We start from the raw sequence: 20,134 nt of genomic DNA, 5'->3' as shown, positions 1-20,134 counted from the left end.
AAAATGCCCAAGCCGATGCTTGTCGGCCTACTTCGATGCCGCAACTTCGCAGCCAGCCCCTGTAATGACCTTGTAGTGGCTGCGGGCGGACTCGCAGGATTTCATCGCCCGTTCTTCGGCAGCCTTCTGTGACGGTGCATTCAAGCCCGAGCCGCAGATGATGTACAACGAACGGATCCGGGCATAGGGCGTGGTCGCATAGGCCGAATGGCCGCCGGCGGCCACATAGGCGTTGTAAGCCATGGTGCACTGGTCTTTCGGGCTTTTCGGCAAATACGGATAGAAATGGATGTCGCCTTTGCTTCCCGCCAGCGATGCCGCGGCGCCAACGCCGGGTACCGCAAATATAAGCAAGACTGCAAGTACCGACGCAGTCGTTTTTCCCGAATATTTCGGCCTCATCTTTACCCCATCCCCGTTGCCCAATGTGGGATGAACAATAGCGTCTATTCTCCAGTGCCGCCAGCCTGCTCACCGAAAATTGCTTTTGCGTAGGTGGAGGAACCATCTTATCCATGCAGACTAGCATCCTCCAATGGCAGCAACGGCTTGTCGGTATAGTTGAGCTATTGGCTCGTCGAAGCAGCAGAAAATAACTGTTTCGGCCGTTGAGTTCTGTCCGACGAAGGTACCTGCGATGCCAACGGCGATCTGCGTCGCCTCATTTTCGGATAGCGGTACATGCCGGTGGAGATCGCCCGAAATGCCACGGTCCGGCAATCCCTGGCGGCGGCGATTTCGAGCGATCGGATATAGCAGGAGGCGAGCAGTCCGGCTTCGCCTTTGCCGCCGCCTTGCCAGACAGGTCCGACCGTGTGGATGATGTAACGTGCCGGCAGGTGATAGCCCTTGGTAAGCTTTGCTTCGCCGACATTGCAGCCGTTCAGCATCCGGCATTCGAATTCGAGCTCCGGGCCGGTGGCGCGGTGAATGGCGCCGTCGACGCCGCCGCCGCCCAGCAGCGAGGAATTGGCGGCATTGACGATGGCATCGACCGCAAGCCTGGTGATGTCGCCGGTGTGGACATGTATCCGTTGGCCGAGCTTGCTCATCACTACATCCTGAACACGCCGAACTTCGTTTCCTCGATGTCGGCGTTGAGCGCGGCCGACAGGCTGAGCGCCAGCACCTCGCGCGTTTTCGCCGGGTCGATGATGCCGTCGTCCCATAGCCGCGCCGAGGAGTAGAGCGGATGGCCCTCATGCTCGTATTTCATCAGGATCGGCTTTTTGAATTTCGCTTCCTCCTCAGTGCTCCATTCACCACCCTTGCGCTCGATGCCCTCGCGCTTGACCACCGCCAGCACGGTCGCCGCCTGTTCGCCGCCCATCACCGAAATGCGCGCATTCGGCCACATCCACAGGAACCGCGGCGAGTAGGCGCGTCCGCACATGCCGTAATTGCCGGCACCGAACGACCCGCCGATGATCATCGTCACCTTCGGCACCTTGGCGGTGGCAACCGCCATCACCAGCTTGGCGCCGTCCTTGGCGATGCCGCCGGCCTCGTATTTTCGCCCGACCATGAAGCCGGTGATGTTCTGCAGGAAGATCAGCGGGATCTTGCGCTGGCAGCACAGCTCGATGAAATGCGCGCCCTTCACAGCACTTTCGGAAAAAAGCACGCCATTGTTGGCGATGATGCCGACCGGCATGCCCTGAAGATGGGCAAAGCCGGTGACCAGCGTGGTGCCGTAATTCTGCTTGAACTCGTCGAACTCGGAGCCGTCGACGACGCGCGCGATCACCTCGCGCACATCATAGGGCTGGCGCAGATCCGTCGGCACGATGCCGTAGAGTTCATGCGCGTCATGAAGCGGCGGCATGGGTTTCTGTAAGGTCAGGCTTACAGTCTTGCGCCGGTTGAGATTTTTGACGATGCGCCGGCAGATGGCCAGCGCATGTTCGTCGTCCAGCGCATAGTGGTCGGCGACACCGGACAGCCTGGTGTGCACGTCGGCGCCGCCAAGCTCCTCGGCGCTGACATCTTCACCCGTAGCCGCCTTCACCAGAGGCGGGCCGCCGAGAAAAATGGTCGCCTGGTTGCGCACCATGATCGTCTCGTCCGACATTGCCGGCACATAGGCGCCGCCCGCAGTACATGAGCCCATGACGCAGGCGATCTGCGGAATGCCGGCCGCCGACATGTTGGCCTGGTTGTAGAAGATGCGGCCGAAATGCTCGCGATCGGGAAACACCTCGTCCTGATTAGGCAGGTTGGCGCCGCCGCTGTCGACCAGATAGACGCAAGGCAGATTGTTTTGCAGCGCGATCTCCTGTGCGCGCAAATGCTTCTTCACCGTGAGCGGATAATAGGTGCCGCCCTTCACCGTGGCGTCATTGACCACGACCATCACCTCGGTGCCTTCGACACGGCCGACGCCGGCGACGAGGCCGGCCGAGGAAATCTCCTCGCCATACATGGACCATGCCGCGAACTGGCCGATCTCGAGGAAAGGCGAGCCGGTGTCGAGCAACTGCGCCAGCCGCTCGCGCGGCAACAGCTTGCCGCGCGAAACATGACGCTCGCGCGCCTCCTCCGAGCCACCGCGCTCGACGGTTGCCGCCTTGTCCGCAATGTCGGCAACCAGCGCCCGCATGCGCTCGGCATTGGCGAGGTAGGTTTCGGAGGAGGGCGAGATCTGGGTCTGGAGTACGGCCATTTCGAGCTCTACATCTGGGCTAGGAGTTTGCCGTTGCGGCGTTCGAAAATTTTATCGGATAGCAGATTGAAGCCATCCTCGAACGTGACGTCGATCATCTGTCTGGCCGCGCTTTGGGCCTGCGGATTGCTCGCATCGAAGATGAACAATTGATCCCGGCGCGGCAGCGCAAATAAAACATCGCCGGGAAACTGTGCTTTGATCGACAGCCAGAACTCGTCGAGCAGCACAAGGCTCGTGGAGAGCATCGTATTGCCGTCGACGTAATAGAGATAAAATGTGCCAATCTGGCCGTCGGAGACAATTTTCGGCAGCCATTTCTTCACATTGCCTAGTGCGACATCGCGCAAATCCGAAAGCGCCCGGCCGGGGAAGTCCTTCGGAGCAACAGGTGAGACTGAATCGGGAAGGTCGGCCGTGTATACGACCGCAATTTCACCAACCAGCGGTTCGCACAATAAATCCAAACCCATCGATTTGAGGTGCTCGACATACTGCTGGGTCCGTATCACCGCGATCAGACTTTCTTCACTCGCCCTAGGTCGTATTTCGGCGAGGCCTCGGACAAGCCTGCGTATGGCCGCATCGGCGTCTTCGTCGGGGTATGAGTTCAAGTGCCCGAACACGTTTGTGACGTCTGCCGTCACTTCTGCGCCATCGAGTTTTGCACCGATTTTTGCAGGATCCGATGGGTCTGCGACAGCGCTATCGACACCCGGCTGCCGTTTGAATTCGGCAATTACGAGCTCTCTGAATTCCGCCATATTAGAAAAGCGACGCTTCTGAGCCTTCGCGCGCCCGAGAAAGGCAGCGATTGTGGAAAACAAGGCCATCGCAAATATCCCCCGCCTTGTGACTGGATGCCCCGATGACGTAACCATCTATCGCCCTACTTGTCTCTCGATACCCGCAAAACTACAGCCTGCCATCTTGGCAGGTACTAAACCCCTTCCGCCATGATCTCGCGCCCGATCAGCCAGCGGCGGATTTCGCTGGTCCCGGCGCCGATCTCGTAGAGCTTGGCGTCGCGCAACAGCCGGCCGGTCGGATACTCGTTGGTATAGCCGTTGCCGCCAAGCAGCTGGATGGCGTCGAGCGCCATCAGCGTCGCTTTTTCGGCGGCAAACAGCACGCAGCCAGCGGCATCCTTGCGTGTCGTCAGGCCGCGATCGCAGGCAGCCGCGACAGCATAAACGTAAGCGCGCGCGGCGTTCATCGTCGAATACATGTCGGCAAGTTTGCCCTGCACGAGCTGGAACTCGCCGATCGGCTGGCCGAACTGCTTGCGCTCATGCACATAGGGGATCGCCACGTCGAGACAGGCCGCCATGAGCCCGAGCGGTCCGCCGGCGAGCACGGTGCGCTCGTAGTCGAGGCCCGACATCAGGACCTCGACGCCGCGGCCCTCCTCATGCAGCACATTGTCATAGGGCACCTCGACATTGTCGAACACCAGTTCGCCGGTGTTGGAGCCGCGCATGCCGAGCTTGTCGAGCTTTGGCGATGCCGAGAAGCCGGCCATCGTCTTTTCGACGATGAAGGCGGTGATGCCGTGCGATTTCCGCTCCGGATCGGTCTTGGCGTAGACCACCAGCGTTTCGGCGTCGGGGCCGTTGGTGATCCACATTTTCGAGCCGTTGAGCACATAGCGGTCGTTGCGCTTTTCGGCGCGCAGTTTGAGCGAGACGACGTCGGAGCCGGCGCCCGATTCCGACATGGCCAGCGCACCTGCCCTTTCGCCCGAGCACAATGCCGGCAGGAATTTCTCCTTCTGCGCCGGCGTCGCCCAGCGGTTGATTTGGTTGACGCAGAGGTTCGAATGGGCGCCGTAGGAGAGACCAACCGAGGCCGAGGCGCGCGAAATCTCTTCCACCGCAATGACGTGGGCAAGATAGCCCATGCCGCTGCCGCCGAAATCGGGATCGGCGGTGATGCCGAGAAGGCCGAGCGCGCCGAGCTCTTTCCACAGATGCGTGGGGAATTGATTGCTGCGGTCGATCTCGGCAGCGATCGGCGCTATTTTCTCCTGGGCAAAGCGGCGCACCAGATCGCGCAGCGCCTCGATGTCCTCGTCATGCCCGAAGCTGAGTGTGTTCGTGTACATGCCGTTCCTCCCCGATTTCGATCTTCGCGCCAACCAGGCGCATTGTCATTGAAAGATATGTCGCCGTGACTTTAGCCATCGACAGCCGCTCGCCCGGCCGGAACCAGACGATGACGCCGGTCATCATCTGGATCAGGGCCATGGCAGTGAGCCCCGTGTCATCGACACTGAAGGCGCCGGCCTCCGCGCCGTCGCGCAGGATGGCGCGCAACTCCTTCTCATAGGCGGTGCGCATGCGCAGTATCTGCGTCAGCCGGTCATGCGACAGGCTGCGCAATTCCATGTTCGAGACATGGGTGGAGTGGCGGCGCTCGATGTGGAAAGCGATGTGGTTTTCGACATAGGCGGCAAGCCGCGTTGCCGGATCGGCAGCGTCGGGGCGTGCGGCGTCCCACGCTTCGATCAGCCCTTCCATATGTTCGCGCATCAGCGTGAACAGCAGGTCTTCCTTGGTCGGAAAATAGCGGTAGAGCGCGGCGGCCTGGACGCCGACCTCGGCGGCAAGCTGCCGCATCGACATTGCCTCGTAGCCGAAGCGGGCGATCAGGCTGACCGCAGCCTCCCGGACGGCCGCTTCAGTTTTTTCGCCGTCGGATCCCGTTGTGCGTGCCATGAACGTCTCCCGATACCTAGCAATAAAACGAACGTTCAATTAATTCAAGCGGCAATAAAGTGGTTCCGTCTAGACGATGATCCGAAAGTCGATGGGCGCGTCGAGGAGTTCGAATTCCTCGGTCTCCACCTTCGAAACCGAAGCTCCCCTTGGCTCTTGCCGGAGCTGTTCGATCATTGTGGAAACCGCAGCATCGGCACCGGCAATCCAGGCCGTCACGGTGCCGTCTCGTTCATTGCGTACCCAACCTACGAGGCCAAGCCCTGTCGCTTCGCCTCGCGCCCACATCCGGTAGCCGACGCCTTGCACCTTGCCATGCACACGCGCCTGCACTGCCCTTTGCCGGTTATCCATCGTTGCCTCCCATGCACAGAAACTGGCGCGGAATCGGACGAAAGCAACAGGCTTGAGTGTCGGATTGCTGCTGGATCGACGGAGTCGGGGTCGCGGCTGATTCTGTTTTGGCCTTGGCGGCCTCGGCAGGCTCTGTTGCGATGGCAATTGGCGGGGCTAGTTTCCCCGCGCAGCGGCGAGTGCGCCGGGCAGTTCCTCGGCAAAGATGTCGAGTTCATGATCGAGGCCGACGCTGACCCTTATGCAACGTTCGAGCCTTGGCGCCATCGGCTTGCGGATGAAAACGTCGCGCGACAAAAGGTTTTGCAGCACTTTCAGCGCGAAGGCGCCGTCCTGGCCGCAGTCGATGGTGACGAAATTGGTCGCCGATGGCAGCGGCTTCAGCCCGTTCGTCTCCGCAATCCCGGCTATACGTGTGCGGCCGGCAGCAACTCGCGCCACCACGCTGTGCAGCCAGTCCTGGTCGGCCAGCGCCTCGACGCCGGCGATCTGCGCCATGCGGCTGACGCCGTAATGGTTGCGGATCTTCTCGAAATCGCGGATCACCTCAGCCTCGGCCACCGCGTAGCCGCAGCGAATGCCGGCCAGCCCGTATGCCTTGGAGAAGGTGCGCATGCGGATGACGTTGGGCCGCGCGACATCGATCGGCGGCAGCGCCGAGGCCGGCCCCAATTCGCCATAGGCCTCGTCGAGCACCAGCATGGTGGTTTCCGGCAACGCTTCGACGAAGCGGGTGATATCTCCTGCTTCCCACCAGCTGCCCATCGGATTGTCCGGATTGGAGAGATAGACCAGCGGCGCCTTCTCCTTGATGACTGCCTTGAGCAGGCCGTCCAGGCTTTCCTTGTCGTTCTCGTAAGGCACCGTGACCAGCCGGCCGCCGACGCCGGCAATGTGGAAGTTGAAGGTCGGATAGGCGCCGAGCGAGGTGACCACTGCGTCGCCCGGCGCGACATACATGCGCGCCACCAGGCTGAGCAGCCCGTCTATGCCTTCGCCGACCACGACGTTTTCGGCGCCGACGCCGAGATGGCGGGCCGCAGCCTGCTTCAGATCGTAATTGTCGGGATCGCAATACATCCATTGGTCACGCGCGACGCGCTCCATACGGGCGATAACGCGCGGCGAAGGCCCGAAGCTGCTTTCATTGGCGCCGATGCGGGCGCGAAAAGCACGTCCGCGCTCGCGCTCCTGCGCTTCCGGTCCGACAAACGGCACCGTCGAGGGAAGCGCGCCGACAAGCGGCGTGAGGGCAGGGCGCTGGCGCATGGCAAAGGCTCACGAGAAGATGGGCCTTCTTGCTAGCGTGCCCGATAGGACGGCGCAAGTTCTGGCGCGGCTGGAAATAGTGGCCATGACGCCCGTGATGAAATCGGCGCGGGTGGCCACGCTCTACGGCCTGACCGCCGGTAGGCGGCAGCCTTTTGAAGGCCAGCACTGCAGCCAATGACTATGGCGACGGATGCTTCAAAAAGAAAAACCCGGCGGTTGCCCGCCGGGTTCGATTTTCAGCCAGGCTCTGCCGGTTAGAACGAGCGCTGGAAGCGGAGGAGACCGCCAATGCTGCTCTTCTTGTCGGCGTTGGTGAAGTTGGAGAAGTTGGCGTCGTCGAACTTGCCTGCGTTGAGGTAGTCGACTTCGGCCGTGACCGTGAAGCCGGGAACAACGTCGTAGGCGATGTTCGCAGCGACGCCGAGGTTCTTCCATTCGTCATACGAGACCTGAGCATTGAACGAGGTCTTCTCGTTGATGGTGTAGGTGCCACCACCCCAGAAAGCCCAGTTGCCGCCCCACTGCTTGTAGAAGCCGCGGCCGCCAGCGTCGATCGCATAGCTCGAGTCCGTCAAATTGTCGTCGGTGCCGTAGCCGCCCATGATGAAGAGCGACAGGTTCTGCATCGGGGTGATGTCCAAACGAACTTTGCCGGCGACTTCTTCGTAGTTGCTGTCATAAGCGACGACGCCGGTGATGGCGCCCCAGCCCTGCGTGTACTTCACGCCGCCGACGACATGCGGAACGTAGCTGTCGATGGTGCCAACGGTTCCGGAGCCTTCTTCGAGAGAGACCACGGCCGAGAAGCCGTTGCCCGCATCGAAGTAGTACTGGACGACGTTGGTATCGAAATCGCCGTAGGGAACGAGCGTATCCTGGAGGACGTTGCCGGCGTAGCCGATGAACGTGTCGAAGGCCGATTCGTCCTTACCGACGCGCAGGCCACCGAGCTGGATCCAGGCGAAGTTCAGCGAAACGTTCTTGTTGCCGGCAGGGTTGGAGTTGAACTCGTCTGCTTCGGTCGTCGGATCGTCTGCCGAGGGGTAGCCGTTGCGGTTGCCGAAGTTGAAGCGGGTCTCGGTGTAGGTCTTCAAGGTGCCGAGTTCGGTTTCCTGGCCGGTCCAGGTCTTCAGCGTGAAACGGGCGTTCTTGTAGAAGGTATCCTGCTCGTCGCCATCCTTATGGTCGAAGGACCTCGCACCATCGAACGAACCCACGTCGCCGGCACCGATGTCGTAACGGACATAGCCGCCGATGCGCAGGCAGGTTTCGGTGCCGGGAATGTAGAAGTAGCCGGCGCCGTAGACGTCGCAAATCTTGACGTATTCAGCCGGTTCCGGCTCGGCGACGACGACGGCGTCGGCGGCACGCGCACCGGAAACTGCGATCAGGGCCGCAGCGGAGCCGAGGAGAAGGCTCTTAATGTTCATTTTCTGACCTCCAGTCAAAAGTTAAAAAACGGGTCTGGGTATTCTTTGCTGAAGGACAGCGTTCCCTGCCCCATCCCCACTACCGAAAAAGATGCGCACCGCGCCGCTCCTTCGAAATCGACATTACCCATGAGGCGGCGGCGTTCAACCACGATCGTACCGGCGAAAGGGCTATGCGGGCGCTATCCCCATGCGTTGTTGCACAAATGACACGATTTGGCCTCAGTCAGAAAGCTCTCATTAACTATCGAAGGGCCCGCAAGCCTTATCCAGCGCCGCGCAATGCGGCCGAATCCGGCGATGGCCGGCCAGAATTGCGGCCATGTCGCCGACTCGCCAGCCAGGGAACTGCCGTAGAATCGCCGCATGCAAAAGGCGCCGCTGCGGCCGAATGCGGATTTTTCAACGATTATCGCGCCGGCTTGTTGATTGTGCCGGCGCTTTTCTCTATCCAGCGGCGCAACGGAGAGGTGGCCGAGTGGTCGAAGGCGCTCCCCTGCTAAGGGAGTAGAGGTCAAAAGCTTCTCGTGGGTTCGAATCCCATCCTCTCCGCCATCCTGCTTCGCTCTTCGAGCTTCGCAGGACAAGCCCAACCCTCAGCGCGAAGCAGGATGGCGGAGAGGATGCCCTCCGAAGCCTTGGCGTAGAAGGGCCGGACCGTGTGGTGTGCTACGTGCCGCACAGCGTAAGCCCAGACAATCCCTTGCAAAATTCGATTGGCAGTCCTGCTTCGCTCTTCGAGCTTCGCAGGACAAGCCCACCTCAGCGCGAAGCAGGATGGCGGAGAGGATGCCCTTCGACGCCCGGCAAAGGAGAGCAGCTCATGTGGTATGTGTATCTTCTGGAGAGTGCGGCTGCCGAACGCGAACGCTATATCGGCATAACGACGGACCTGAAACGACGGCTTGTCGAGCACAATGCGGGGAAATCCAGCCATACATCCAAGTTTCTGCCGTGGCGGATCGTCACCTATATGGCCTTTTCGAACCAGGGCAAGGCAGCTTCATTCGAGCGCTATCTCAAATCCGGTTCAGGGCATGCTTCCGCAAACAAGCGCCTGTGGTGATGGCCGCATCACCCGCAGCAAAGTTCCATTTTTCAATAGACCTCAACAAAAACAACTGATTACAGCGAAAACGCCTGTCGCCGGCTTCACTGTCTTGTTCGATTCTGACTGGAGGTCAGAAAATGAACATTAAGAGCCTTCTCCTCGGCTCCGCTGCGGCCCTGATCGCAGTTTCCGGTGCGCGCGCCGCCGACGCCGTCGTCGTCGCCGAGCCGGAACCGGCTGAATACGTCAAGATTTGCGACGTTTACGGCTCGGGCTACTTCTACATTCCCGGCACCGAAACCTGCCTGCGCATCGGCGGCTATGTCCGCTACGATATCGGCGCCGGCGACGTCGGCGCATTCACGGGTGCGGAGTCGCTCGACCACGAAGATGGTGACGCGCAGGACACCTGGTACAAGAATGCCCGCGCCACCTTCAAGACCTGGACCGGCCAGGAAACCGAACTTGGCACCTTGAAGACCTACACCGAGACCCGCTTCAACTTCGGCAACAACAATCGGTACGCCACCAACATCGCTGATGATCCGGCCACACCCCTCGTCGATGAAACCGCTTTCGATAGCAATCCGGCCGGCATGAAGAGCGTTTCGCTGAACTTCGCCTGGATCCAGCTCGGTGGCTTGCGCGTTGGTAAGGACGAATCGGCCTTCAATACGTTCATCGGCTATGCCGGCAACGTCATCCAGGATACGCTGGTCCCCTACGGCGGCTTCGACACCAACGTCATCCAGTACTATTTCGATGCGGGCAACGGCTTCTCCGCCGTCCTCTCGCTCGAAGAAGGCGCTGGCGTCGTCGGCACCATCGACAGCTATGTTCCGCATGTCGTCGGCGGTCTGAAGTATACGCAGGGCTGGGGCGCCATCACCGGCGTCATTGCTTACGACAGCAACTATGAAGAAGTAGCCGGCAAGGTGCGTTTGGACGTCACCCCGATGCAGAACCTGTCGCTGTTCATCATTGGCGGCTACGGCACCGACGACAATCTGTCGGATCCGACCTGGGCAATCCCGGCCGGCGGCCGCGGCTTCTACAAGCAGTGGGGCGGCAACTGGGCAGTCTGGGGTGGTGGCACCTACACCATCAACGAGAAGACCTCGTTCAACGTCCAGCTTTCGTATGACGAGGACAAGAACTTCGGCGCCGCGGCGAACATCGCCTATGACGTCGTCCCCGGCTTCACGGTCACGGCTGAAGTCGACTACATCAACGTTGGCGACTCCGATTGGACCGATGCCCGCGATGACGACGCCATTGGCGGCATGCTCCGCTTCCAGCGCTCGTTCTAAGGGCTAGCTTTAAACAGGTGAATACCAGCCCGGGCGATTCAACGCCCGGGCTGTTTTGTTTCGTGACTGGGTCAAGACAAGCAGAAGGAACAGGGGGAATCGGCAGCTGAACAGTCCGTAGGGTGAGTTCGTGGGATCCGCTGATGGTGGATGAATTCACAACTGCGTGATTAAATCTCTTGAAAGGACGCTTCCAAGCGGGTAGGTCTGACTCTATCCACTCGGGGGTGTGGCAATTTATGACCATCGAAGCGATACAAGAGGGCGACCCCTCCGAACATTTCTCAATGTTCTCTTCTCAAAATGCGAAGATAAAATACAGCTACAACAAGATCAGAGAAGTAAAGTCGCACCGGGTCGGAGAGCTTTTTTCAGCGTACCGAGACATACTCTGGGATGATGGGCGACATAAGTACAATGTCAGCTCCTTCATCGGCGAAATAGACGAGATTCTCCTCGGAGAACGGTTCAGCGCCTTCGACCAGAGCACCCTTGACAACCTTATCGGCACCTTGCGCCAGCGCGGCAACAGCAACGCAACCATCAATCGAAAGATGGCTGCCCTCAGCAAACTGCTGCGCAAGGCTTACAAGATGGGGGATATCCACAGCCTGCCCGAGTTCCGCCGCCAGAAGGAGCGGGCGGGACGGATACGTTTCCTCGAAAGGGACGAAGAAGCAAGGCTGTTCGCCGCCATCAGGACCCGCAGCGAGGATGCCTACCGTCTTTCATGCTTTCTCGTGGACACCGGATGCCGTCTCGGCGAGGCGCTCGGACTGATCTGGAACGACATCCAGGAACACCGCGTCTCGTTTTGGATCACCAAATCCGGACGCAGCCGCACCATCCCGATGACCGAGCGGGTCAAAGAGGTGATCAAACTGCCGCCCTCAGAGGGCCGCCGGCCCAAAGGTCCGTTCACCAAACTCAGCCAGGCGCAGTTTCGCGCCATCTGGAACGATGCCAAGGCCGAGGTCGGCCTCGGCGCCGACGACCAGGTGGTGCCGCACATCTTGCGTCACACCTGCGCCTCACGTCTGGTCCAGGGCGGCATCGACATCCGGCGCGTGCAGATGTGGCTCGGCCACCAGACGCTTTCGATGACCATGCGCTATGCACATCTGGCCACCAACGATCTCGACGGCTGCGTCGTCGTGCTGGAAACGCCCCGCGGCGAAGGGCTGTCCGGTGATGGAAAAAACTCCGCCTTCGCATCGCCGCTGACCACGGCCTCAGTGCCAACGCCTGCCCAAAAGAGCAAAACGGCAGCGGCGAAGGCACCCAAGACGCCCCGGAAAAGCTCGAAAGCCAAATAGTTACCTAAGGCTTTCATATACTGCCATGGCAACCCCAGGATCATATTTGATCTTGGGGTTTACTTTTCCTGGGCCGTATTTAGTACTCCATCCAGGAAGGCCGCGATAGCGCCCGGCAGGTTGCCTGTCTCCAGGAAGGGGGCATGGCCTTGGCCCTCGACGGTGGTCGCTTCCATGCCGGGATGACGCTTTTGCATCTCGTCGAGTGTGTCGGCCGACAAGAGTTTCGAGTTGGCGCCGCGAATGGCAAGCAAAGGTATCGCCGCCAGCGCCTCGAACTGTGGCCACAGATCCGGCAACGGCTTGCTGAGGTCGAGGCCCGCCACCGTCTCGACCAGTTGGGGGTCGAAATCCGGCAACAGGAGGCCTTCGTCCGTCTCGCGGTAGAGGGCCGACACCATCCGCTCCCAATCCGCCGCGGTCAGAGCGGGAAAATCCGCGCCGTGCGCGACGCGTTGCGCATCGATCGCCTCATGGCGGCTCTTCGGTTTCGGTGCCGGGTCGAGATAGGTTTGGATATGGGCCAGCCCCGCGGCCTCGATCACGGGTCCGATGTCGTTCAGCACTATGGCTTTCAGTATGGCTGGCCGCAGCGCGCCGAGCACGTGGATGATCAGCCCGCCGCGCGAGGTGCCGATGAAGGCCGCTTCCTCGACGTTCAGAGCGGCCAGTCCGGCGAGGACATCGCCGGCCTCGATGCCGATAGTGTAGTGGCCGATATCAGGGTCGTAAGCGGACTGGCCGCGGCCGCGATAGTCGAAGGCGATGACCTTGCGCGGATTGTCGGTCCGCTGCGACAGATAAAGCGCCAGCTCATGGAAATCGCGCGCGTTGCGGGTCAGGCCGGCCAGGCAAACGACCTGCCAGTCTGCCGAATTGGTCTCGCCATAGACGCGGGCGTGAAGCTTGAGCCCGTCCGGCGCGGTGTAGAAAAAGTCGGAGAAGCCGTCGGTGCTCGACATATTAAAAGGACTCCCTGGCCGGATTGTCTCCGTCTGCTACAGGCGAGGGTGGGAGCGGTCAAATCGAGGGTTGTCGGCAAGCTGACACTCTTGGAAATGTCGGAGGGACAGCGCCCCCTTCTGTCCTGCCGGACATCTCCCCCACGAGGCCCCACGAGGGGGGAGATTGGCGGTTCAGGTGCTACGCCCTTCCTTCGACGTTGGAGATTGGCGAAATCGGCAATGACAGCTGATCTCCCCACTCGTGGGGGAGATGGCCGGCAGGCCAGAGGGGGGCGCGAAGGATCGCCAACGACTGCCCGTGGCGACAGCTCTGCCGCCTCAACCCCTTCCGTTCACCAAATCCCCAACTATATCGTACTTCCCCGAAATACGCATCTTGTAGACCTCGTAATTCTCCATCACGCGCTGCACGTAACTTCTTGTTTCCGTGTAGGGAATCCGCTCGATCCAGTCGACGACGGCGTCGATGCCCTTGCCGCGCGGGTCGCCGTACTTGGCTACCCATTGGCTGGCGCGGTTAGGGCCGGCATTGTAGCCGGCGAAGGTCAGCACATAGGAGCCGCCGAAGCGGTCGAGCTGCTCGCCAAGGAAGGCAGCCCCCAGCGTCGCATTGTAACCGGCATCGCTGGTCAGCCGATCCTGGGAAAAGCTCAGTCCTGCCTTCTTCGCCAATTGCTTGGCGGTGCCCGGCATCAGCTGCAGCAGGCCGCGCGCGCCGGCGCTGGAGACGGCGCCGACATTGAATTCGCTTTCCTGGCGGGCGATCGCATAGGCCAGCGCCTTGCCCGAGCCGGATATGTCGGCGGTGTCGGGAATGACGCCCAGCGGATGCGACAGCGCGCCGACATCGATGCCGCGCGCGCCGGCGATCTTGCCGATCTTCAGCGCCATGAAATGATTGCCCTGCTTTTCCGCCAGCACCGCAAGCAGCGCCAGCTCGCCGGGGCTGGTCAACTGCCCGGCGAGGTCGCGGTAAAGCGTCTCGGCATAGCGGTCGTAGCCCGCCTCCTGCAGCCGCTTGATGGCGCTGACGGCTTCGCGGCCGTCAAAGCTTTGGCGGTCGACAGTGCTTGGCTCGGGATAGGCGATGTTCAGCGTGCGCAAGCCAACCCGTTCCGCCGCCAACTGCCCGTAGAAAGTGGTTCCATAGGCTGCCGCCTTGGTGAAATAATCCTTCGCATTGCCGGGACCGCCGACTTCCGCCGCGCGGCCAAGCCAGTAATAGGCGCGTGACAGCGACATCGGTCCCTGCGCGAGATCGGCGATGCGGGCAAAATGGGTCGAGGCCGTCGCAGGATCGTTGAGGCCGCGCAGCGCATACCAGCCGGCGTGGAATTCGGCCTCGGCGGCGCTGGCGAGGCTTTCGGCGGCATGCGCGGCAACGATCTTGTAGGCGGTCTTCCAGTCGCCCTGGTCGACCAGTGCGCGCGACAGCACGCGGCGCTCGACCCACCAGGCATCGGGATCGACCAGCGCGTCGCGGTTCGTTGGCGCTTTCATCATCACCGCGGCGGCGTCCGCAAACTTCCGCTGCTTGCGCAGATATTCGGCTTGCGCGAAGAAATAGCCGGCCGATTGCTGCGCGGCAGGCACCGCTTTCAACAGCTTGGCCGCGTTCTTGTCGCCACGCGAGGCGGCGGCCCAGGCATCGGCCAGCGGTTGCGCGCCGGCAAGGGCTGCGACCCGCAGTGCCGAATTCTCCCGGTCGGCATAAAACATCCGTTCCATGCGGAAATGATGGTCGGCAGCCGGAATGATGGCGCCAAACTCCTTGCTGACGGCCGCCTCGTCCCTGGCTTCCAGCTTCTCGGTGCGCCAGAATGGCGACAGCACGGAAAGCGCAGCCTTGGTGTTGCCAAGAGCTACATAAGAACGGGCAAGGATGACCACGCCTTGAAAGGTCAGCGGCTGGCTGCCGTCAAAGGCTTTCACCACGGTCTGCGGCGACGGGCTTTCGCGGTAGAGCGCGCGCTCGCTGTTCTTGCGCAAGGCCATGGTGCCCGGCCAGTTCGGCAGCATCTTTGCGGTATCGGCAATCTCGCTGCTCGGCACACGGTCGCCGCCATAGAGCGCGATTGCCCAGGCCAGGATATCGCGGTCCAGCGAATTGGCCGGCAATGTTTCGCGCACGGCTCGCGCCGCGGCGATATCGCCGGTCGCCAATGCGTCGAGACCGCTTTTCAGCACGACGATACTGGGGGAGGGCGCATCGGTCTGCGCTCTGTCTTGCATGTCGGGCATCGGGATCGATGAGGTCGTCTGCTCGTCGACGCTCTCGTTTGCCGCCGTCCCCACTATCAGCAGGGCAACGGCGCCAAGCAATATGAAGCGGAGTGGCCGACCGGCCGGCATGATCCTGATCTTTCCCTGTTGCGGCACTTTAGATGGCAAGCCCAGGTACCCGAGAGCCTAGACTTAGGTCGTGAAGAGCCCGTAAACAAAGGGTTATCGAGGCCGTTCGAATTGCGCTTGCTGGCACCATCGGCATGCTTGCCGCGCAACAGTGTCGAGACTATGGTGCGCGGCTTCGCTTTCGGCTAGAAGGCGCCCGATGCAGTCGCCCAAAAGCGGGAACCGGTTTTTGGGACGACGACATGCATAAACAAACAAGTTCCAAGGAGTTGGACGACATGCTGAGAGGCTCGCTTACTGCGCTCGTGACACCGTTCGAAAAGAGCGGGCGTTTCGACGAGAAAGCCTTTCGCGCCTTCGTCGAATGGCAACTTGGCGAGGGCACGACGGGCCTCGTCCCGGTCGGCACCACCGGCGAGTCGCCGACGCTGTCGCATGACGAGCATCGCCATGTCATCAAGGTCTGCATCGAGGTGGCCAAGGGCCGCGCTCCGGTCGTCGCCGGCGCCGGCTCAAACAACACCGCTGAAGCGGTCGGTCTGGTGCAGTATGCCGAGCAGGCGGGCGCCGACGCCGCTCTGGTGGTCACGCCTTATTACAACAAGCCAACACAGCGCGGCTTGTACGAGCATTTCGCCGCCGTCGCCAGGGCGACCAAGCTGCCGATCATCATCTACAACATCCCGCCGCGCTCGGTGATCGACATGATGCCGGAGACGATGGGCAGGCTGGCGCACGACTTCAAGAACATCGTCGGCGTCAAGGATGCCACCGGCAAGGTCGAGCGCGTGTCCGAACAGCGCGCCACCTGCGGCAAGGATTTCATCCAGCTTTCAGGGGAGGATGCCTCGGCGCTCGGCTTCAACGCCCATGGCGGCGTCGGCTGCATCTCGGTGACGTCGAATGTCGCGCCGCGGCTGTGCGCCGAATTCCAGGAAGCCACATTGTCCGGTGACAGCGCCAAGGCGCTGGAATTGCAGGACCGTCTGCTGCCGCTGCACAAGGCGATCTTCCTCGAGCCCGGCCTGTGCGGCGTCAAATACGCGCTGTCGAAAATTGGCAAGGTCGAGAACGTGGTGCGCTCGCCGCTGGTGACCATCGAGGCGTCGACCGCCGAGAAGATCGATGCGGCGATGAAACACGCCGGCTTGATAAATTAAGGATGAGGCGCCACCTCTCCGCATCATGAACCAGGTCAGAAAAGCCGATCCCAACAACAAGACCGTTGCGGAAAACCGCAAGGCGCGGTTTTCCTATGAGGTGCTCGACACGGTCGAGGCCGGCCTTGTGCTGACCGGCACCGAGGTCAAGTCGTTGCGCCAGGGTCAGGCCAACATCCAGGACAGCTACGCCTCGGTCGAGGGCGGCGAGATCTGGCTGATCAACTCCTATCTGCCGGAATATCTGCAGGCCAACCGCTTCAACCACGAGCCCAGGCGGCGCCGCAAGCTGCTGCTCAACAAGCGCGAGATGGCAAAACTGGCGCAGAGCATCGACCGCGAAGGCATGACGCTGGTGCCGCTGAAAATCTACTTCAACGACCAGGGCCGTGCCAAGCTGCTGCTCGCCGTCGGCCGCGGCAAGAAACTGCACGACAAGCGCGAGAGCGAAAAGCAGCGCGACTGGTCGCGCGAAAAGGGCCGGCTCATGAAGGAACGCGGCTAGAATCTCAGGCAGCCCCAGAAAAGCCAGACATCGGCTTTCAAGTTTCGAACAGCTGCAACAGCAAAACACGACGGGGGAAGGCTTGAAGAACCGGATCATCCTCTGGGGTGCGGCCAGTCTGGTCTTCGCCGGCATCGTCGCCGCAGGTGGCATCTTCTATTTCCGGACGTTCTCGCCGGATCGTGACAGCTATCCGGTCAGGGGTATCGACGTTTCCCATCATCAGGGTGAGATCGACTGGCGGCGCGTTGCCGCCGACGATGTCGCCTTCGCGGTCATCAAGGCGACCGAGGGCGGCGACCATGTCGACGATGCCTTCGCCAAGAATCTGCGCGAGTCGCGCGCGGCCGGCCTCGCCGTCGGCGCCTATCACTTCTTCACCTTCTGCCGGCCGGGCGCCGACCAGGCGAAAAATTTCATCGCGGTGGTGCCGCACGACCAGCCGCTGCTGCCGCCGGTCGTCGACATCGAATTCGGCGGCAACTGCCCGCAACGCCCCTCGCCGGAGCAGCTGAGCGCGGAACTCCAGGCCTTCCTCGGACCGGTTGAGGCTGCGTTCGGCAAGCCGGCGATCATCTACCTGACCGACGAGGCCGAGGACGCCTATGCCGGGAAAATCGACGTTCGCCCGCTCTGGCGTCGCTCGTTGCTCCTGGAGCCAGGTCGCAACGACTGGATCTACTGGCAGTACCACAATATGGGCCGCGTCGACGGCATCGTCGGCGATGTCGATCTGAATGTGCTGAAGGGCGGGCAGGAGAAGCTGGCTGAGTTGTTTGCCGCGCCTTGACCTGGCGTGCTCGACCGGCGCGAGATTGGAACCAAACATCGCGGCGCTGATCGGTCCTACCCAGCGTTCCGGCCAGTCTGCGCGCTAACGAAGGTCGGTTTCAGACCGAGCGCTTCCGGGACTTTCATGATTGTCTCAATTCCGGGTTCCCGTCGCCGCTCAAGGCTTTGGAGAGCGCCTGTCTCGTCATGCCCGCCTTTCGGCAAGCTTCGTCATCCGCGCCCGGGCAAGCCAAGCGCAAGATCGTGCTGGCGGGGTTCTGAAGGCGTTAATTGCGCAGGAAGGCGGCGATGTCGCTGAATACCTTGACAAACATGGGTTCGGTCAAAACACCGGTGTTGGTGTTGTAGCGCGAGCAGTGATAGCTGGAAAACAGCGTGACGCCGCCGGCCGGCAACTGACCGCCGTGCTTGAACGGATAGGCAGCGACGCGCTGACCCAGCGCCCTGACGGTCGACTGGTGGGCGATCGAGCCCAGCGCCAGCACGGCGCGCAATTTTGGAAAGCGCGCGATCGTCGGCACCAGAAAGCTGCGGCAAGTGGCGATCTCGGCGCCGACCGGCTTGTTCTCCGGCGGCACGCAGCGCACCGCATTGGTGATCGCGGTGCCGATCAGTTCGAGCCCGTCATCCGGCCGCGCCTTGAACTCGCCGCGGGCAAGACCGTGAGCGATCATCGTTGAGTAGAGCAGGTCGCCGGCATAGTCGCCGGTGAACGGTCGCCCGGTGCGGTTGGCGCCGCGCAGGCCGGGCGCCAGCCCGACGATCAGCAGCTCGACGGCGTCCTCGCCATCAGGCGGCAGGAAAGTCGGCACCGGCGCATTGAACCACGACGGCTCGCGCTGCCGCCAGTCTGCGATGAAATCATGCAGGCGCGGGCAGAGCGGGCAGTCGCGGTCGGGTTCGGGAGCGGCGTCCAAGGCCGCCGCCGTCAATAGTCTTCCTCTTCGACTTCGGCCGGCTCGGGCCTGCGCACCGGCCGTTCGGAGGGATCGCGGCCGACCTCGTTCTTCAGCGAGGTCAAATCGATGAAATGGTCGGCCTGGCGGCGCAGATCGTCCGAGATCATCGGTGGTTGCGAGGCCATGGTGGAGACGATCGAGACCTTGCGGCCGCGCCGCTGTAGCGCTTCGACCAGTGTGCGGAAATCGCCGTCGCCGGAGAAGATGACATAGTGGTCGACGACATCGGCAAGTTCGAGCGCATCGACGGTCAGTTCGATGTCCATATTGCCCTTGATCTTGCGGCGGCCGGTCGAGTCGGTGAACTCCTTGGCCGGCTTGGTCACCACCTTGAAGCCATTATAGTCGAGCCAGTCGATCAGGGGACGGATCGAAGAGTATTCCTGATCCTCGACCAGAGCGGTGTAGTAATAGGCCCGCAGCAAATAGCCGCGCTTCTGGAAGCTGGACAGCAGTTTGCGGTAGTCTATGTCGAAGCCGAGTGCGCGCGAGGTGGCGTAGAGATTGGCGCCGTCTATGAAAAGAGCGATTTTTTCACGGGGGTCGAACATGGCAATATTCCTTTTTCGAAATAGGTGGCGGACTAATCGAAATGGGTCGTTTATAACGCTCGGCTCGTAAATAAACCGGCTGACCTTTCGTCAACCGAGATAGCGCCAGTTTTACGGCAATCCAAGGGTGCCGGGGCGCACTGCAAGCAATTGTGATCGGAGCCGTGTCGTCGCCCGGTAGGCGGGCTTCGCCGGCAAGGCATTCAGCGGCGCCAGAAGCTGGCATTCGCCAGCCCATGGGCCACAGAGCCATAATGCTTGTATTTTGGCGGCGTTCGGGTTATGGACCGCGCCTGTTTTCCATCAAATCCAGGCATGAAAGGGGCAATCAATGGCCCGCGTAACCGTTGAAGACTGCATCGACAAGGTCGACAACCGCTTCGAGCTCGTGCTGCTTGCCGGCCATCGCGCCCGCCAGATCAGCCAGGGCGCGCCGATCACCGTGCCGCGCGACAACGACAAGAACCCGGTCGTGGCGCTGCGCGAGATCGCCGACGAGACGCTGTCGCCCGACGACCTCAAGGAAGATCTGATCCACTCGCTGCAGAAGCATGTCGAGGTTGACGAGCCCGAGGCCGACGGCGAGGCGATCGCCGACCAGACCGGCAACACAGTTGCAGCTACCGACGCCGACGACGCGGAAGAAAACGTCACCTTCGATCGCATGACCGAGGAAGACCTTTTGGCCGGCATCGAGGGCCTGGTTCCCCCGGAAAAGAGCGACGACTACTAATCGCT

The 20,134-nt window shown here is 61.5% G+C and carries 20 protein-coding genes, 1 tRNA gene and 1 pseudogene; 9 read left to right on the top strand and 13 right to left on the bottom strand.

The annotated features are described in order from the left end of the window. Nucleotides 1–27 precede the first annotated feature (27 nt). The 8 genes and pseudogenes from NKI32_RS21720 to NKI32_RS21685 all read right to left on the bottom strand — a co-directional run bounded on the left by NKI32_RS21720 (nt 28) and on the right by NKI32_RS21685 (nt 7,002). Nucleotides 28–402, bottom strand: a complete 375-nt coding sequence (locus NKI32_RS21720) for a hypothetical protein (protein ID WP_023670207.1) — start codon at nt 400–402, stop codon at nt 28–30. Nucleotides 403–522: 120 nt separating this feature from the next. Further along, nucleotides 523–1,052, bottom strand: a pseudogene (locus NKI32_RS21715) (O-acetyl-ADP-ribose deacetylase). A gap of 2 nt (nt 1,053–1,054) precedes the next feature. Further along, complete coding sequence (locus NKI32_RS21710; RefSeq protein WP_352840243.1) at nt 1,055–2,662, bottom strand: carboxyl transferase domain-containing protein; 1,608 nt, start codon at nt 2,660–2,662, stop codon at nt 1,055–1,057. A gap of 8 nt (nt 2,663–2,670) precedes the next feature. After that, complete coding sequence (locus tag NKI32_RS21705) at nt 2,671–3,495, bottom strand: DUF1444 family protein (protein ID WP_352986956.1); 825 nt, start codon at nt 3,493–3,495, stop codon at nt 2,671–2,673. Between the two features lie 107 nt (nt 3,496–3,602). Then, entirely contained in the window at nt 3,603–4,766 is a 1,164-nt protein-coding gene (locus NKI32_RS21700; protein ID WP_023687268.1) for an isovaleryl-CoA dehydrogenase, read from the bottom strand. Beyond that, nucleotides 4,735–5,379 (bottom strand): TetR/AcrR family transcriptional regulator, encoded by a 645-nt coding sequence (locus NKI32_RS21695; protein WP_352512344.1) that lies wholly within the window; start codon nt 5,377–5,379, stop codon nt 4,735–4,737. The genes NKI32_RS21700 and NKI32_RS21695 overlap by 32 nt, the downstream gene beginning before the upstream one ends. Before the next feature lie 69 nt (nt 5,380–5,448). Further along, nucleotides 5,449–5,733, bottom strand: coding sequence for an acylphosphatase (locus tag NKI32_RS21690; RefSeq protein ID WP_352625975.1), 285 nt, complete (start codon nt 5,731–5,733; stop codon nt 5,449–5,451). 156 nt (nt 5,734–5,889) lie between these two features. Next, complete coding sequence (locus NKI32_RS21685) at nt 5,890–7,002, bottom strand: pyridoxal phosphate-dependent aminotransferase (RefSeq protein ID WP_023832462.1); 1,113 nt, start codon at nt 7,000–7,002, stop codon at nt 5,890–5,892. On the opposite strand from NKI32_RS21685, the gene NKI32_RS21680 reads away from it, so the two are divergent. Further along, nucleotides 7,001–7,183, top strand: a complete 183-nt coding sequence (locus NKI32_RS21680; protein WP_352512340.1) for a hypothetical protein — start codon at nt 7,001–7,003, stop codon at nt 7,181–7,183. The two genes, NKI32_RS21685 and NKI32_RS21680, sit on opposite strands and share 2 nt — an antisense overlap. 76 nt (nt 7,184–7,259) lie before the next feature. Here NKI32_RS21680 and NKI32_RS21675 read toward each other — a convergent pair whose 3' ends face one another. Then, the gene (locus NKI32_RS21675; protein ID WP_023743754.1) at nt 7,260–8,435 is read right to left on the bottom strand and encodes a porin; all 1,176 of its coding nucleotides are present in this window, start codon (nt 8,433–8,435) and stop codon (nt 7,260–7,262) included. Nucleotides 8,436–8,899: 464 nt separating this feature from the next. Here NKI32_RS21675 and NKI32_RS21670 point away from each other — a divergent pair. From NKI32_RS21670 to NKI32_RS21655, 4 genes are all read left to right on the top strand, one after another. Beyond that, nucleotides 8,900–8,990 (top strand) — tRNA-Ser (locus NKI32_RS21670). A gap of 268 nt (nt 8,991–9,258) precedes the next feature. After that, nucleotides 9,259–9,501, top strand: coding sequence for a GIY-YIG nuclease family protein (locus tag NKI32_RS21665; protein WP_023747471.1), 243 nt, complete (start codon nt 9,259–9,261; stop codon nt 9,499–9,501). Nucleotides 9,502–9,623: 122 nt separating this feature from the next. After that, complete coding sequence (locus NKI32_RS21660; protein WP_352625976.1) at nt 9,624–10,796, top strand: porin; 1,173 nt, start codon at nt 9,624–9,626, stop codon at nt 10,794–10,796. Nucleotides 10,797–11,035: 239 nt separating this feature from the next. Then, nucleotides 11,036–12,112: a tyrosine-type recombinase/integrase gene (locus tag NKI32_RS21655; protein WP_352625977.1), complete on the top strand. Its 1,077-nt coding sequence runs from the start codon at nt 11,036–11,038 to the stop codon at nt 12,110–12,112. Between the two features lie 59 nt (nt 12,113–12,171). Here NKI32_RS21655 and NKI32_RS21650 read toward each other — a convergent pair whose 3' ends face one another. Both NKI32_RS21650 and NKI32_RS21645 read right to left on the bottom strand, forming a co-directional pair. Then, nucleotides 12,172–13,074 carry an alpha/beta fold hydrolase gene (locus tag NKI32_RS21650; protein ID WP_353003539.1) on the bottom strand — a complete coding sequence of 301 codons (903 nt, stop codon included), beginning with the start codon at nt 13,072–13,074 and terminating at the stop codon, nt 12,172–12,174. Between the two features lie 321 nt (nt 13,075–13,395). Then, nucleotides 13,396–15,429 (bottom strand): lytic transglycosylase domain-containing protein, encoded by a 2,034-nt coding sequence (locus NKI32_RS21645; RefSeq protein WP_353003537.1) that lies wholly within the window; start codon nt 15,427–15,429, stop codon nt 13,396–13,398. Nucleotides 15,430–15,707: 278 nt separating this feature from the next. Between NKI32_RS21645 and dapA the strand changes: the two genes are divergently transcribed. The 3 genes from dapA to NKI32_RS21630 all read left to right on the top strand — a co-directional run bounded on the left by dapA (nt 15,708) and on the right by NKI32_RS21630 (nt 17,884). Beyond that, entirely contained in the window at nt 15,708–16,589 is an 882-nt protein-coding gene (dapA, locus tag NKI32_RS21640; RefSeq protein ID WP_353003608.1) for a 4-hydroxy-tetrahydrodipicolinate synthase, read from the top strand. A 25-nt stretch (nt 16,590–16,614) separates the two neighbouring features. Further along, entirely contained in the window at nt 16,615–17,094 is a 480-nt protein-coding gene (gene smpB, locus NKI32_RS21635; protein WP_023687280.1) for an SsrA-binding protein SmpB, read from the top strand. Between the two features lie 82 nt (nt 17,095–17,176). Next, nucleotides 17,177–17,884, top strand: a complete 708-nt coding sequence (locus NKI32_RS21630; RefSeq protein WP_353003535.1) for a glycoside hydrolase family 25 protein — start codon at nt 17,177–17,179, stop codon at nt 17,882–17,884. A gap of 268 nt (nt 17,885–18,152) precedes the next feature. On the opposite strand, the gene NKI32_RS21625 is transcribed toward NKI32_RS21630, so the two are convergent. Together NKI32_RS21625 and NKI32_RS21620 are read right to left on the bottom strand one after the other, a co-directional pair. After that, nucleotides 18,153–18,818, bottom strand: a complete 666-nt coding sequence (locus tag NKI32_RS21625; protein WP_023822745.1) for a uracil-DNA glycosylase — start codon at nt 18,816–18,818, stop codon at nt 18,153–18,155. Continuing rightward, a complete protein-coding gene (locus tag NKI32_RS21620; RefSeq protein WP_023670234.1) occupies nt 18,815–19,396 on the bottom strand; it encodes a LabA-like NYN domain-containing protein in 582 nt (193 codons plus the stop codon). Before NKI32_RS21620 ends, NKI32_RS21625 begins: the two co-directional genes overlap by 4 nt. Nucleotides 19,397–19,727: 331 nt before the next feature. On the opposite strand from NKI32_RS21620, the gene rpoZ reads away from it, so the two are divergent. Beyond that, nucleotides 19,728–20,129 (top strand): DNA-directed RNA polymerase subunit omega, encoded by a 402-nt coding sequence (rpoZ, locus tag NKI32_RS21615; protein ID WP_353003533.1) that lies wholly within the window; start codon nt 19,728–19,730, stop codon nt 20,127–20,129. The last annotated feature ends 5 nt before the right edge of the window (nt 20,130–20,134 follow it).

The sequence above is a fragment of the Mesorhizobium sp. M0761 genome (assembly GCF_040320205.1).
Lineage (GTDB): Bacteria > Pseudomonadota > Alphaproteobacteria > Rhizobiales > Rhizobiaceae > Mesorhizobium.
Note: the sequence above shows the minus strand (reverse complement) of the source record. Positions and strands in the feature narration are given on the sequence as shown.